12 protein-coding genes are annotated in these 14,753 nt (G+C 77.0%); 6 read left to right on the top strand and 6 right to left on the bottom strand.

The window, feature by feature from the left end; genetic code table 11:
• Positions 1–63 precede the first annotated feature (63 nt).
• Complete coding sequence (locus OP18_RS13050) at positions 64–1,686, top strand: ankyrin repeat domain-containing protein (protein ID WP_052386642.1); 1,623 nt, start codon at positions 64–66, stop codon at positions 1,684–1,686.
• A gap of 82 nt (positions 1,687–1,768) precedes the next feature.
• Here the strand turns inward: OP18_RS13050 and OP18_RS51155 are convergent, their stop codons facing one another.
• Positions 1,769–2,389 (bottom strand): hypothetical protein, encoded by a 621-nt coding sequence (locus tag OP18_RS51155; protein WP_043787485.1) that lies wholly within the window; start codon positions 2,387–2,389, stop codon positions 1,769–1,771.
• Positions 2,390–2,485: 96 nt separating this feature from the next.
• Between OP18_RS51155 and OP18_RS13060 the strand changes: the two genes are divergently transcribed.
• Positions 2,486–3,247, top strand: a complete 762-nt coding sequence (locus tag OP18_RS13060; RefSeq protein ID WP_033359093.1) for an SDR family NAD(P)-dependent oxidoreductase — start codon at positions 2,486–2,488, stop codon at positions 3,245–3,247.
• A 17-nt stretch (positions 3,248–3,264) separates the two neighbouring features.
• On the opposite strand, the gene gntF is transcribed toward OP18_RS13060, so the two are convergent.
• On the bottom strand, positions 3,265–4,524 hold the full coding sequence (gene gntF / locus OP18_RS61810) for a guanitoxin biosynthesis pre-guanitoxin forming N-methyltransferase GntF (RefSeq protein WP_033359094.1): 1,260 nt from the start codon (positions 4,522–4,524) through the stop codon (positions 3,265–3,267).
• Positions 4,521–6,068, bottom strand: a complete 1,548-nt coding sequence (locus OP18_RS13070; protein ID WP_033359095.1) for an AMP-binding protein — start codon at positions 6,066–6,068, stop codon at positions 4,521–4,523. The genes gntF and OP18_RS13070 overlap by 4 nt, the downstream gene beginning before the upstream one ends.
• 130 nt (positions 6,069–6,198) lie before the next feature.
• On the opposite strand from OP18_RS13070, the gene OP18_RS52395 reads away from it, so the two are divergent.
• Together OP18_RS52395 and OP18_RS13080 are read left to right on the top strand one after the other, a co-directional pair.
• The gene (locus OP18_RS52395) at positions 6,199–9,441 is read left to right on the top strand and encodes an ATP-binding protein (protein ID WP_156089487.1); all 3,243 of its coding nucleotides are present in this window, start codon (positions 6,199–6,201) and stop codon (positions 9,439–9,441) included.
• Positions 9,442–9,518: 77 nt separating this feature from the next.
• Positions 9,519–10,682, top strand: a complete 1,164-nt coding sequence (locus tag OP18_RS13080; RefSeq protein ID WP_389253977.1) for a cytochrome P450 — start codon at positions 9,519–9,521, stop codon at positions 10,680–10,682.
• Positions 10,683–10,685: 3 nt separating this feature from the next.
• Here the strand turns inward: OP18_RS13080 and OP18_RS13085 are convergent, their stop codons facing one another.
• Positions 10,686–11,120: a redoxin domain-containing protein gene (locus OP18_RS13085; protein ID WP_052386645.1), complete on the bottom strand. Its 435-nt coding sequence runs from the start codon at positions 11,118–11,120 to the stop codon at positions 10,686–10,688.
• Between the two features lie 80 nt (positions 11,121–11,200).
• On the opposite strand from OP18_RS13085, the gene OP18_RS52400 reads away from it, so the two are divergent.
• Together OP18_RS52400 and OP18_RS13095 are read left to right on the top strand one after the other, a co-directional pair.
• Positions 11,201–11,677: a MarR family winged helix-turn-helix transcriptional regulator gene (locus tag OP18_RS52400; protein WP_081970703.1), complete on the top strand. Its 477-nt coding sequence runs from the start codon at positions 11,201–11,203 to the stop codon at positions 11,675–11,677.
• A 43-nt stretch (positions 11,678–11,720) separates the two neighbouring features.
• A complete protein-coding gene (locus tag OP18_RS13095; RefSeq protein WP_033359096.1) occupies positions 11,721–12,203 on the top strand; it encodes a hypothetical protein in 483 nt (160 codons plus the stop codon).
• Here OP18_RS13095 and OP18_RS13100 read toward each other — a convergent pair.
• Positions 12,158–13,402, bottom strand: a complete 1,245-nt coding sequence (locus OP18_RS13100) for an ATP-binding protein (protein WP_052386674.1) — start codon at positions 13,400–13,402, stop codon at positions 12,158–12,160. The two genes, OP18_RS13095 and OP18_RS13100, sit on opposite strands and share 46 nt — an antisense overlap.
• A gap of 140 nt (positions 13,403–13,542) precedes the next feature.
• Positions 13,543–14,739 (bottom strand): amidohydrolase family protein, encoded by a 1,197-nt coding sequence (locus tag OP18_RS13105; protein WP_052386647.1) that lies wholly within the window; start codon positions 14,737–14,739, stop codon positions 13,543–13,545.
• Between the last annotated feature and the right edge of the window lie 14 nt (positions 14,740–14,753).

A 14,753-nucleotide genomic window follows, 5' to 3' on the forward strand; every position in this document is an offset into this window, starting at 1 on the left:
CCCGACAGGGCTGAACGACCGGTGAACGGGCGGTGGCGCGGTGCTGACCCCGGGGGAGGACGCGTGCGGCGGTACGGTGTGCCGGCCGGCATGATCGAGGCGGCCACGCAGCGGCGGTCCGCCGGCGACTGGCGCGGCGCGTGCCGGGCCGCGAACGTCGACGCCGGCGTCGACCTCGCCGCGGTCCGGCGCTCGCACGGCGCCGAGCTCGCCGCCCGGGTCGCCGACGACCTGGCACACCTCGTGCCGGACCTGCTGCGCTGGCACCTGCCGGCCGCCGCCGAGCCGGTCACCGCCACCGGCACGGTGACGGCACTGCGCCGGTACGAGGACGGCAGCGGACTGTTCGTGCGCACCGCGACCGCCTGGGACCAGCCGCAGCGGCTGCGGCTGCGCTTCGGCCCGCTCGACGCCGCCGACCTCGGCCACAGCCTGCACCTGTCCCCGGAGCGCTGGGACGACCGGCACACCACCGAGCTGCTGGCCCGCTGCGGCGGCCGGACCCGGCTGCCGTTCTTCACCGCCGACGGCACCCCGCTGCCGCCCGACCGGCTCGGCGGCGACGACCACGAGGGCCGCACCGAGCGGGTCGTGCGGCTGTTCCAGGCCGACCGGGCCGCGGAGGCGTGGACCGTGGCCGGGTTCACCGTCGACGCGCCCGCGTACCTGCTGCGCCACCCCCGGCCCGGCCTCACCATGCTCGCCGAACGGGCCCGGCACCTCGCCGCGGCCACCGGCAGCGACACGGTCACGGCGCCGCTGCCGTCGTGGTACGCGATGCTGCTCGACCGCCTCGACGGGCCCAGCCCCCGGGTGCGGGTCGTGCCGGCGCACGACGGCCTGCCGCCCGGGGTGCCGGTGCTGCCGTACGCCGCGCACCAGTGGCCCACGGTCCTGGACGACCTGCGCGGCGGCGCCCTCGACCCGGCGCAGCTGCACCCGCTCGCCGGCGCCGCGCTGTTCCCGGCCCGGGCCGCACCCACCATGCCGGCCCCCGCCCGGCTGCCGGGCCCGGTGGAGATCCGCTGCGGCGCCACGTGGCACGAGGTGGCCGTCCGCGACGGCGCGCTGCGGGTGCCGCACCCGCCGCAGGAGCTGACCCGGGAGCTGGCGCTGCACGCCCTCGCCCGCCGGGTCGAGCCGGGCTGCGCGGTCGCGGTGCAGGGCTGGCGCACCTGCGGCGGCTGGCTGCCGACCGCGCTGATCCAGCTGCGCAAGGAGGTGCTGGGGTACGTCATGCACGGCGAGGGCGGCACCGTCGAGGCGCTGCTGGATGCCGGCCTGGACCCGGCGCTGCTGGACCCGATGGGCCGGACCCTGCTGCACCTGCTGCCGTGGCTGTTCCCCGCCGACGCCCGGATGCGGGTCCTGGACCGGCTGCTCGCCGCGGGCCTGGACGCCGACGCCCGCGACCGGCACGGCCGCACCCCGCTGCACTACGCCGTGCAGCGCGGCGCGCCGGCGGCGCTGATCCGCGCGCTGCTCGCCGCGGGTGCCGACCCGGCCCCGCCGGGCCCGCCGCTGCCGACCCTCGCCGCGGCGGCCCGCCGCGAGGAGGTGGCCGCGCTGCTGGCCGCGGCGGCGCCCCACCCGTCCGGTGACGGCCGGGGCGACCACGGTCCGGCCGCGGAGGGCCGGGCGACCGACGGCCCGCCGGAAGGGCCCCGCCCTGAACCGCCGCGGTGATCACTCCAGGGAGGCCGCTCGCCGCCGCGGAGGAACCCCGCGCTGACGGCGAACCCGGCCCGGACGGCGGCGGAGGACCGGGTCAGCAGCCGCCCTTGCCGAAGTCGAGCACGGCGCGGGCGGCGCCGCCCGGCCAGGTGACGTCGACGGCGAGGCAGGCGGGCTCGCGCAGGGCGAACCCGCCGGCGAACTCGACCACCGGCGGCGGGTCCGCGGCGTCACCGCAGGCGGCGAAGGTGACCGTGTCGTCCAGGCCGTTGCGGTACGTGAGCGCGGCGACCCCGCGCTGCGGTGCGGCGACCGTGACGGTGGCGGGCGTGCCGGGCCGCAGCCGCATCGCGACCTTGAACCGGCGCCAGCCCTGCCCGTCGGCGGCCCTGGCCGCGAACCCCGCCCGGTCACCCCACGCGTAGTCGAGCGGGGCGAACACGGCCGGCCCCGCCGACGGTGCCGCGCGCCACGCCTCGTCGCCGAGCCCGACGCTGACCAGGCTCGCGCAGTCACGGTCGGCCGGCGTCGCGGCGGGAACGGCAGTGGCGGGAGCGGCAGTGGCGGGCGCGGCAGTGGCGGGAGCGGCAGTGGCGGGCGCGGCAGTGGCGGAGGGGCCGGCGGTGGGATCGGTGGTGGCGGCCGGGCCGGTGGCGGTGCAGGCGGCGAGCAGCAGCGCGCCGGCGAGGGGCGCCGTGCGTGGCAGGACGGGCATCGGCGGTGACCTCCGTGCGGTGTGCGTACCGTGGAGAATCACAGCAGAGCCGGCCGGTTCCCGCCGGCCGCGGGGACGGGACGTGAAGGTGGCGGCATGTTCGACCTGACGGGCCGGCGGGCGCTGGTCACCGGCGCCGGGCACGGCATCGGCGCGGCGATCGCGGTGGCGCTCGCCGAGCACGGCGCCGACGTCGTCGTCCACTACGGGCACTCGGCCGGCCGGGCCGCCGCCGTGGTGGACCGCATCGCCGCCCTGGGCCGCCGGGCGGTGGCGCTGCCGGCCGACGTGACCGACACCGGGCAGGTCGACCGGCTCCTCGCCGAGGCCACCGGGCACCTCGGCGGCCTGGACGTCCTCGTGTGCAACGCCGGGCACCTGGTCGGCCGGGTCGCCGTGGGGGAGATGAGCGACGAGCACTTCGCGCGGGTCACCGACGTGAACCTCACCGCCACGTTCCGCACCGTCCGCGCGGCGCTGCCCGCCCTGCGCGCCGCCGGGTCGGGCCGGATCATCACGATGGCGTCGCTGGCCGCGCACAACGGCGGCGGCCCCGGCGCGGTCGCGTACGCCGCGGCGAAGGCCGGCGTCATCGGCCTCACCAAGGGCCTGGCGAAGGAGCTGGCACCGGACCGCATCACCGTCAACGCGCTCGCCCCGGGGTACATCGGCGACACCGACTTCCACGCGACCTTCAGCACCCCGCAGCGCCGCGCGGCGACCGTCGCCGCCCTGCCGGTCGGTCGGGGCGGCACCGCGGCCGAGGTCGCCGCCGCCGCCGTCTATCTCGCCTCGGCCGAGGCGGCGTTCGTCACCGGCACCACCCTGGACGTCGACGGCGGTGCCGCGCCGCGCTGACGGCCGTTCAGCCCGCGTCAGTCCGCGGCCGGGTCGGTGCGCCGTCGGGCGTGGCACAGCACGATGCCGCCGTAGCCGTGCGCCGCCTGCTGGGGCACCTGCCGGACCTCGATCGCCGGGGGCGCGAAGTCGGGGCGCAGGACCGCCCGCAGGTCGTGCTCGTCGACGTCGGCGCTCGGAAACGACCGTCCGGCGACGGTGTAGCCGCGGCAGCGGCGCAGCGCCGCGGTCACGAACAGCCCGCCGGGCTCGACGAGCCCGCCGATGTGCCGCATGAACCGTGCCCAGGTCGCGCGGTCGGCGGTCGCGGAGTCGGCGCAGTAGGCGCTGACCACGGTCGCGTACCGCGACGGCAGGGGACGGGGCCGCGCCGCGTCGACCTCGACCAGGTCGGTGATCTTCTTGCGGGTGAGCTCCTCCCGCGCGGTGACCTCCTCGTCGGTCGGCTCGGCGTCGCCCTCGCAGCGCAGGGTGTACCGGACGAACGGCCGCCAGTCGTGGGCGCGCGGGTCCCGGTCCAGCCACCGCCGGATCTGCGCCAGGTTCCCCGGCAGGTAGTCGCCGAGGTGCAGCTCGGAGGCGGTCTCGGCGGCCGCGAACACGTGGTGCAGGGTCGGCCCGACGCCGAAGAACAGCACCGGCCGGTCGCGCTCGGCGCCGCGCAGCGCGTCGACCAGGAACGCGATGGTGGCGACCTCGTCCGGCTCGACCGTGCGGTAGTAGCCGTTTAGGTACGCCGCCGGGTCCCAGTCCGTGTCGAACGACGCGTACCGGCGCCGCCGCAGGAACGCCCGGGTGAGGCGGGCCAGGCCGTACTCGTAGCCGGCGGCGCCGAGGTTCGCCCCGGCCAGGAACAGCATCGCCCCGGTGGCGGTGACCGGGTCGGTGAGCGCCGCCGCGCCGAAGGCACCCGCGTAGTAGGGGACCTCCTTGGCGACCTCGGTCGCGGTGTACCCGGCGGCGGCCGCGACCCGCGCCGCCCGCGGGCCGGTGCGGTGGCGGCGCGCGAGGTCGTGCGCCGCCTTCGACAGCACGTTCGTGCTGGTCCCGGTCGCCGTGAGCAGCGCCTGGTTGGCGCGCAGGTTCGACCGAAGGCCCCAGGCCCAGACCGCGTAGCTGCCGGCGAGCACCGCCAGCGCCCACCGGGGGCCGAGGTCGCCGAGGACGCCGGAGGCGACCACCGCCACCCCGGCCGCCGTCGCCGTGGCGTCCAGCGCGTACGCCGACGCGACCGTCGCGGCGAGGCTGACCACCCAGGCGCGCGCCCCGCCGGTCACCGCGGTGCCCGTTCGGCCTCGGCGAGCAGCCGGCGCAGCGGCTTGCCCGTGGGCGAGCGGGGGACGGCCGGGATGACGGTGACGGCGGCGAGCCGCTTGAACGGGGCGACCCGCTCCGCCACGTACCGCAGCAGCTCCTCGGCGTCCACGGGCGAGCGCAGCACCACGTGGGCGACCGGCACCTCACCGGCGTCCGGGTCGGGCCGGGGGACCACGACGGCGTCGGCGACCGCCGGGTGCGTGCACAGCAGCTGCTCCAGCTCGGCCGGCGGCACCTGCTGGCCGCGGTACTTGATCAGCTCCTTGAGCCGGTCGACGACGTACACGTGGCCGTCGTCGTCGACGTGCCCCAGGTCGCCGGTGTGCAGCCAGCCGTCGGCGTCGAGGGTCGCCGCGGTCTCCTGCGGCCGGCCGCGGTAGCCGCGCATCAGCTGCGGGCCGCGGACCCACAGCTCACCGGTGCGGCCGGGGCCGAGGTCGGCGCCGGTGCCCGGGTCGACGACGCGGACCTCGGTGCCGGGCAGCGGCCGGCCGACCGACCCGCGCCGCGGCGCCCGCGGGTCGCCGACGGCGATGAGGGCGGTGGTCTCGGTCATGCCCAGCCCCTGGCTGACGCCGCACCCGAGCCGCTGCGCGCAGCGCTGCTCGGTGGCGGCGTCCAACGGTGCCGCGCCGACCCCGACGTTGCGCAGCGACGACAGGTCGAAGCGGTCGACGAGCGGGTGCCCGGCCAGCGCCCGGACCACCGGCGGCACCACGATCGTCAGGGTCACCCGCCGGTCCTGGATCGCGCGCAGGAACGGCTCGAGGTCGAAGCGGGGCAGGGTCACCACGGTCGCCCCGGCCGCCAGACCACCCGTCATCAGCAGGTTGAGCCCGATCACGTGGCAGAACGGCGCGACCGCGAGCACGACGTCGTCCTCGGTGAAGTCGAGCACCGCCAGGGCCTGCCGCACGTTGGCGACCACGGCGGCGTGGGTCAGCTCGACCCCCTTCGCCAGGCCGCTGGTGCCGCTGGAGTACGGCAGCGCGGCGACGGCCCGGTCCTGGCCGGCGACGGCGGTCGCCGGCGGGTGGTCGTGCTCGACCAGGGCGCCGAACGTGCCCCCGAACACCAGCACCTCCTCGACGCCCGCGCGCCGCGCCGCCTCGGCGGCCGGCTCCAGCAGCGGCGCCTCGGTGACCAGCAGCCGCGCGCCGGCGTCGGCGAGCCGGGTGGCCAGCTCCGCGACGGTCAGCGACGGGTCGGAGCCGGTGGCGGTGCCGCCGGCGGCCATCGCGCCGTACACGGCCAGGGCGTAGTCCGGCCGGTTCGTGCTGTGCACGGCCAGGACGTCACCCGGCCCGAAGCCGCGCGCGGCCAGCGCGGCGGCGACCCGCTCGACCCCGCGGGCGAGCGCGGCGTAGGTGATCACGTCGCCGGTGGCGGCGTCCAGCAGGGCCGGCTTGCCGGCGAGCCGGGCGGCGTGCCGCAGGACGAGCTGGTGCACGGCGGCGACCTCGACCTCGGGCGGTCCGGCGGGCACGGTAGGGACGGCTGACATGGTGGCTCCTTCGACTCGGGTCCTCGGTGCGGTGCGGGGACCGTAGGCGGCGGAGCGTGTGCGCGACGTTTCCCCATCGTGTGCGGGGCGTCGCACGCGATATGGTGCTGTGCGACGACGGCGGGTGGCGATGACGGAGCGACGGCTCACGGTGCACGTGCTCGGCCGCGCCGACCTCGCCCTGGGCGGGCACCCACTGACGGACCTCGCCTCGGTCAAGGCGTCGGCGCTGCTGATCTACCTGTCCGTGACCGGCACCGCGCACCCCCGCTCGGCCCTCGCCGGGCTGCTGTGGAGCGACCTGCCGGAGGCGACCGCCCGGGCCAACCTGCGCCTGGTGCTGACCAAGCTGCGCCGGGTCGTGCCCGACCACCTCGACGTGACCAGGCAGCGCGTCGCGGTCACCGGCGTGTGGGTCGACGCGGTCGAGGTCGCCCGGGCGGTCACCGCACCGGGGCTCGACGACGCCGCGGTGCGGCTGTGCCGGGGCGAGTTCCTGCATGGTTTCGACGTGCCGGGCGCCGCGCTGTTCGACGACTGGGTGGCCGCGCGCCGGGCCGAGGCCCGCACCGACATGCTGGCGCTGCTGGACCGCGCCGTCCGGCAGGCCCGCGACCGGGCCGACCCGGCCGCCGGTGTCGAGGCCGCCCGCCGCATGCTCGACGTCGACCGGCTGCACGAGGAGGCGCACCGCACCCTGATGTGGTTCCTCGCCGCCGGTGGGCAGCGTGCCGCCGCCGTCGCCCAGTACGAGACCTGCCGGTACCTGCTCGGTGAGGAACTCGGGGTCGACCCGTCGGCGGCGACGACCGCCCTGCGCGACGAGATCGCCGGTGCCGCCGAGGCGCCGCCACCGGTGCCCCCGCAACCGCCGGCTCCCGCACCGCCCAGGCCGCTGACCGCGCTCATCGGCCGGGCCGCCGAGCTGGCCCGGCTGCACCGGCTCCTCGACGACCCCGCGTGCCGCCTGGCGACGCTGATCGGGCCGGGCGGCGTCGGCAAGACCCGCCTCGCCGTCGAGCTCGCCGACGCCCGGCGGGACCGCCGCCGCCACGGCGTGGTGTTCGTGTCGTTCGCCGGCCTCGGCGCCGGCACCGGCACTGACGCCGACGTCGTGGTCGCCGGCCTCGCCGCCGCGTTCGGCGTCGGCCTCACCGTGCCGCGCGACCCGCTGGACCTGCTCGTCGACCACGTCCGCGGGCGGGAGCTGCTGCTGGTGCTGGACAACCTGGAGCACCTGCCCGGTGCCGCCGCCCCGATCGCGGCGCTGCTGCGCCGGGCCCCGGGCGTGCAGCTGCTGGCGACCTCGCGCCGCCCGCTCGGCCTCGGCGTGGAGTGGCTCGTCGAGGTGCCCGGCCTGCCGTTCCCGCCGGCCGGTGCGGGCGGCGCGGCGGCCGGCTATGCGGCCGTGCAGCTGTTCCAGGAGCGGGCGCGGCTGCTGCGCCCGGGCGTCGAGGCCGACGTCGAGGGCATCGCCCGGATCTGCCGCCTGGTCGCCGGCCTGCCCCTGGCGATCGAGCTGGCCGCCCGCTGGGTCCGCTCCGCCGCCCCCGGCGTCATCGCCGACCGGCTCGCCCACGGCCTCGAACTGCTGGAGACCGGCGCACCCGACGTGGAGCCACGGCACCGCAGCATCCGCTCGGTGATCGACGCGTCCATGCGGCTGCTCACCGAGGAGGAACGCCGCGCCCTGCGCCGGCTGTCGGTGCAGCACGGCTTCGACCTGGCCGCCGCCGAGGCCGTGGCGGACGCCGGCCTGCCGCTGCTCGCCGGCCTCATCGACCAGTCACTGATCACCGCCGGGCCCGACGGGCGGTACGCGATGCACGAGCTGCTGCGCCAGTACGCCGCCGGACGGCTCGCCGAGGACCCCGCCGAGGAGGCGGAGACCCGCCGCCGCCACGCCGTGCACTACGACGCGCTGCTCACCGCCGAGCCGGCCGGCGTGCCCGCGCTGGACGCGGCGAACCTGCGCGCCGCCGGCGAGTGGTTCACCGCCACCGCCGACCCCGACGCGCTCGACGCCCACCTGCGGCGCGTGTGGATCGTGTACCGGCGGGCCGGCTGGTTCCGCGAGGCGCAGGCGGTCATCGGCACCGCCCTGCGCCGGCCGGACGTGCCGGAGCTGTACCGCGGCCGCTGGCACCGGCTGCTCGGCGAGGCCCACCAGCAGCTCGGCGAGGCGGGCGCCGCCCGGCAGGAGTTCGAACGGGCGCTGGCCGTCCTCGGTGCCCCGGTCCCCGGCTCGGGCGGGGGCCTGCTCGCGATGCTCGTGGTGCAGTTCGCCCGCCGCCTGCGCCCCGGCACCCCCGCCCCGGCCGGCGGGCGCCGCCGCGAGGTCCACCAGGAGCGCGCCGCCACGTGTTTCGCGATCAACGAGGTGTACTGGGTCCTCGACGAGCACCGGCTGATGCTGCCCGTCTCGCTGCTGGGGCTCAACGACGTCGAACGGTCCGGCGACGCGGACCTGACCGCGCTGATCCGCGCCGGCCACGGCATGATCGTCGGCAGCCTCGGGCTGCGCCGTCTCGCCCGCCGCCACCTCGCCCTCGCCGTCGCCACCGCCGAGCGGCGCGGCGAACCCGTCGTCGCCTGCTGGCTCGGCATCGTCGGCGGCCTGCACTGGACCGGGGTCGCCGACTGGGCCGCGGTCGACGCGGCCGCCGCCCGGGCCCTGGCGCGGCCCGCCGCGCCGCTGCACCGCTGGGCCGACGACGTCCGCCTGGTCGCCGGCGTGGCCCAGCACCTCACCGGCCGGCACGCCGAGGCGGTCGCCGCCGCGGCCGAGTGCGTGGCGGCCGGGCGCGAGCGCCGCGACCCGGTCGTGCACCTGTGGGGCCTGCTGCTGCTCATCGAGGCGACCCTGCGCGCCGACCCGGCCGACCCCGCGCTCGACGGGTGGCTGCTGGAGGCGTCCGCGCTGCTGCCGCACGCGGCGACGGTCGACGCCGCCCGGTGCCACACGGCCGCCGCCCGGGCGCACCTGGCCGCCGGCCGGCGTGAGCAGGCGTGGCAGGCGGTGCGCACCGCCGACCGGCTCCTCGGCCCGCGACCGGCGCGGGCGCAGTACGGCCTGGACGCCCACGCCGGCGTCGCCGAGGTGTGCCAGGCCCTGCTCGACGACGGCGGCGACGTGCCCGCCGAGCTGCGCCGGGTCGAGGCCACCGCGGTGCGGCGGTTGCGCCGGTACGCCCGCAGGTACCCGATGGCCGGCCCCAGGGCGCTGCTCGTGCTGGGCCGGCACCTCGCGCTGCGCGGGCGGACCCGGGCCGCCCGCCGGGCCTGGTCCCGCGCCGCGCGGGACGCCGAGCGGCTGCGGATGCCGCCGGAGGCGGCCCGGGCCGCCGACCTGCGCGGGTCGGCGCCGCCGTGACGCCCGCCTAAAGTGGGCGAATGCCCGACATCGTGCAGAACCCGGAAGTGCTGGCCCTGCTCGACGAGCTGACCCGGATGCCGGGCCGGGCCGACCCGTACCCGCGCTACGCCCGCCTGCGGGAGATCTCGCCGGTCGTGCGCGCCGACGACGGTGCCCTCGTGGTGACCGGCTACGGCGACTGCGCGACGGTCGTGCGCGACCCGCGCCTGCAGCACCTGCCCGCCGACATGCTGGCCTTCGTCGGCTTCCCCGACTGGCGCGAGCACCCGGCGCTGCACCAGCTGTTCACCAGCATGCTGACGCTCAACCCGCCGGACCACACGCGGCTGCGGCGGCTGGTGAGCTCCGCGTTCACCCCGCGGCGGGTCGAGGCGCTGCGCCCGGCGATCGAACGGATGGTGCAGGACCTGCTCGACGGCATGGACGGCCACGACGAGGTCGACTTCGTCGAGGCGTTCGCGTTCCCGCTGCCGGTCAACGTGATCGGTGAGCTGCTCGGCGTACCGGCGCAGGAGCGCGCCGGCTTCCAGACCCTGGTGCGCGACTGGACCCAGGTCCTCGAGGTGATCACCCCGGACGTGCTGGCGCGGGCCGACCCGGCCGCCGCCGCCATCCGCGACCACCTCGCCGGCCTGGTCGAGCAGCGCCGCCAGCGGCCCACCGACGACCTGCTCAGCGCCCTCGTGCAGGCGCAGGCGGCCGACGACCGGCTCACCGACGAGGAGGTCCTCAGCAACGCGGCGCTGCTGTTCGCGGCCGGTTTCGAGACCACCACCAACCTGCTCGCCAACGGTGTCGTGGCCCTGCTGCACCACCCGGAGCAGTACGCGCTGCTCGGCCGGCGCCCCGACCTCGCCCAGCCGGCGGTCGAGGAGCTGCTGCGCTACGACAGCCCGGTGCAGCTCAGCAGCCGGGTGGTCACCGCGCCGCTGGAGCTCGGCGGGGTCACCGTCGGGGAGGGGGAGCGGGTCGTGGCGTACCTCGGCGCCGGCAACCACGACCCGGCCCGCTTCCCCGACCCGGGCGCGCTGCGCCTGGACCGCGCCGACAACGCGCCGCTGTCCTTCGGCGGCGGCATCCACTACTGCCTGGGCGCGCCGCTGGCCCGGCTGGAGGCGCAGATCGCGCTGCCCGCCCTCGCCCGGCGCTTCCCGTCCCTGGCGCTCACCGGGCAGGCGCAGCGGCGCGACAGCCTGAGCCTGAAGGGGTACACGAGCCTGCGGCTGCGCACCGGGTGACGTTCACAGCGCGGCGACGGCGGCGTTGAGCGCGGCGGCGTCGAAGCTGCCCGTGGGCAGGGTCGCGCCGAGCCGGTACCGCACGTCGCCGGCGGCGTCCACGAGCAGGGTGCCGCTGTGCTGCAGCAGCAGCGTCCTGGTCAGCCCGACGGCGTGGTGCGCCCCGGCGCCGGTGGACGACACCACGCGGACGTCGCCGGCGGCGCGGCGCACCCGGGCGGCCTCGGCGGCGCCGCCCGGCACGACGACGACCGGGGTCACGTCACGGTCGGCGAGCCGCAGCGCGGCGAGGGCCCGCGCGTGCCGCAGGCAGACCGGGCAGCTCGCGGCCCGCATGAAGTAGAGCACGACGCCCCGGGCGCCGCCGCGTAGCTGCGCGACGGTGACCTCGGCGCCGGTGGCGTCGGCGAACCCGACCCGGTCGGCCTGGACCAGCATGGCTCCTCCTATTAGTAACTCAGTTACGTAGATTAGATACGTAACCGAGTTACATAGTCAAGGCCGGTAAGGTCGTCGGCATGAGCCCGCAACCACCCGCCGAGCCTGATCTGGGCATGCTGCTGGCGATCTGCTGCGAGCGGCTGGTGCGCACCGTCGTCGGCGAGCTGGCCACTGTCGGCTACGGCCACCTGACCCCGTCGCAGTCGCTGACGGTGCTGTTCATCGGCGACGGCGTCGACACCGTCACCCGGCTCGCGGACCGGCTCGGCATGACCACCCAGGCGATCAGCAAGATCTGCGCCACCCTGCACACCGAGGGGCTCCTCGCCCGCCAGGCCGCCACCGCGGGCGACGCCCGGGTGCGCCGGCTGGAGCTGACCGGCGAGGGCGACCGCGCCGTCGCCGCGATGCGGGCCGCGGGCGCCGCCGCGGAGCAGCACTGGGTGGACCTCGTCGGCGCCGACACGCTGGGCGTCGTGCGGGCCGCCCTCGCCGCGTTCGCGTCGGCACCGCAGCGCGACCCGGTCAGCCCGGTGCACATCCGCTTCGCCTGACCGTTCGGCCGGCGGCGAACGGTGCGCCCCCTAGCCTCGGCGCATGAGCGACGACATCCCCGCCACCGACGACCGGGACCCCGCGGCCGTCATCGAGGCCGCCGTTACCGAAGCGCTCAGGCTGGCGCAGACGTGGACCGCCTGGGACGGCCGGCCGATCGCCGCCGGCGACCGCGTGTACACCCCGCACAAGGCGGTCCGGCGGCTCGCCGACCACCTCGTGGACCACCTCGCGGAGCTGGAGGCGCGCCTCGCCGGGCAGGTGCCGCCACCGGACCACTGGCACGCCTCGGCGATCAACACGCCCGCTGATCTGGCCCCGTTCACGGCGGCCGACCTCGACGAGGCGCGCAGCCGGCTGACCCGGCTCGCCCGGATCTGGGCCCTGCGCCTCGGTGCCCTCGACGCGCGGCGGCTCGACCGGGCCGAGGGCGGCGCCTGGACGCTGCGGCAGGTCGCGTTCCACGTCGGCAGCGCGTACTACGCCGAGGCCGTCGGCGACCTCACCGCTCCGGCTGCCGGCTGAGGCGCGAGCGGCAGGGTCAGCCGGACGGTGGTGCCCTCCCCGGGCGTGCTGGCGACGGTGATGTCGCCGCGGTGGGCGTCGATGATCGCCTTGACGATGGTGAGGCCCAGCCCGGCGCCCTGGGCGGCGAGGTGGTCCGCGGCGCTGCTGCGGTGGAACCGGTCGAAGACGTGCGGCAGGTCCTCGGCGGGCACGCCGATCCCGGTGTCCGCGATCGACAGCGTCGGGCCCGGGTCGGCGCCGATGGTGACGGTGATGCGCCCACCGGCGGGGGTGAACTTGATCGCGTTGAACAGCAGGTGGTTGAGCGCCTGCCCGAGCCGCTCCGGGTCGCCGGCCGCCGGCACCGGCCCACCGGCGTCGACGGTGAGCGCGAGCTGCTTGTGCTCGGCGATCGGCCGGGACGTCAGCGCCGCCTGGTAGGCCAGCTCGGCCAGGTCGACCTCGACGACGTCCAGCTGCAGCCCCGTCTCGTGCAGCCGGGCGACGAGCAGCAGGTCGTCGATGAGGCGCAGCAGGCGGTCGGCGTTGCGCTGCATGACGGCCAGGAACCGGCGGACCGTCTCCGGGTCGCCGGCGGCCTCGTCCTCGTCGAGGAGCACCTCGATGTAGCCGCGCACCGACGTCAACGGCGTGCGCAGCTCGTGGCTCACGCTGGCCAGGAACGAGTCCTTGAGCCGGTCGAGCTCGCGCAGCCGGTCGGCGGTGTGGCCGACGGTGCGGGCGTACCGGCGCAGCTCCAGATGCGCGGCGGCGTGCCGGGCCAGCGACCGCAGCGCCCGCCGCTGCTGCAGGGTGAGGTGCCGCGGCCGGCGGTCCATCACGCACACGGTGCCGGCCGCGTGCCCGTCCTGCAGCAGCATCGGCGCGCCGGCGTAGAACCGCACGCCGTGCTCGGCGACGGCCGACAGCGTCGAGTACCGCTGCTCCACGGCGGCGTCGTCGACCTCCAGCAGGTGCCGGTCCCGCACGAAGTCTGCGCAGAACGAGTCGTCGCGGCCGCCCTGGAGGGCCTCCCACCCCACCCGCGCCTTGAACCACTGCCGGTCGGCGTCGACCATCGACACCATCGCGATCGGGGTGTCGCAGATGTCCGCGGCGAGCGCGGCGATGTCGTCGAAGTCCGTCTCCGCGCCGGTGTCGAGGATCCCCGTCTCCCGCAGAGCGGCCAGACGCTGCGGCTCATCGTCCGGCTGCATGATGTTGATCATCCCACCGCGGGCGGGGCCGGGAGTCGATTTGCCGAGAAGATCCCCGGCTAGCCTCCTAGGATGCTGTACGCGCTGTGGTCCGCCCCACGACGCCACCGACGACCGGGAACCCGCGGCCGGCGTCGGGTCTACGTGGACGCGACTGTGACTCCGCGGGCGAAGACCGCGCGGACATGCTGCAGCGCGGCCAGGTCGAGAAGCGGGTTTCCCTGCACGGCCACGATGTCCGCGTCGAAGCCGGGCGCGAGGCGACCCTTGCGGTGGCCGAGGCCGCACGCCTCGGCCGCCGTCGAGGTGGCCAGGCGCAGCGCCGTCGCGGCGTCGAGACCGATCCTCGACGTCTGGGCCAGCGCGTGCCGGAGCACGTCGTGCGGTTTCACCGGCCCGATGCCCGCGTCGGTGCCGATGATCATCCGGGCGCCGGCCTCGTGCATGGCCCGGGTGTTGGCGATGATGCGCGGCATCCGCATCGCTACCACCGGCGGCGGGACGGCGCCGGGCGCCGGGGCGACGCCGGCGGTGATACCCACCACCACGCGGCTGTCGACCATGCGGCCGAGCAGGTCGCCCGGGTCGTCCACCCCGTCGGCGCTCCAGAACGAGACGTGCTCCATGCCGTCCACGCCGGCGTCGAGGGCCGCACGGATCGCGCTCGTGCCGTGCGCGTGCGCGGTGACCGGCAGGCCGAGGCGGTGCGCCTCGTCGACGACCACCGTCAACTGCTCTCGCGTGAACTGGGCGATCTCCTGGCGGGTGCCCGGTGTCATGGTGCCGCCGCTGGCCATCACCTTGATGATGTCCACACCCCGATCGGCACGTTCGCGCACCGCTGCCCGCAGCGCCTCGGGCGTCGGCCCGGTCGCGCCGCCGAGGAAGTGGCAGTGCCCCGCCGGCGTGGTGACCGGTGGGCCGGCCGTGACGATCGTGGGCAGGTCGGGGGCGCCGCGGAGGCGCAGGGAGAGGTAGTCCCGGTCGCCGAGGTCACGCACCGTGGTGATCCCGGCGCGAAGGGCGGTGCGGCCGGCGGTGGTCATCGCGGCGAGTGCGGCGGTGTCGTCCCGCGCGGCGAGGGCGGCGACCGGGTCGGGGCCGGCGTCGAACGCGAGGTGGACGTGCGTGTCGATCAGCCCGGGCAGCAGGGTCGTGCCGGGCAGGTCCACCACCTGCGCGCCCTCCGGCACGGTCGGCTGGTCGACCCTGACGATGGTCGGGCCGTCGAGCACCAGCACCGGATCGTGGACGAGTGTCGTGGACACGCCGTCGAACAGGGCGCCGGCTCGGATCGCCACCAGCCGTGGCCGGTCGGACAGGTATGTGCTTGGCATGCGTACCGCCTCGA

It is taken from the genome of Dactylosporangium aurantiacum, assembly GCF_000716715.1.
In the GTDB taxonomy this organism is placed as follows: Bacteria; Actinomycetota; Actinomycetes; order Mycobacteriales; family Micromonosporaceae; genus Dactylosporangium; species Dactylosporangium aurantiacum.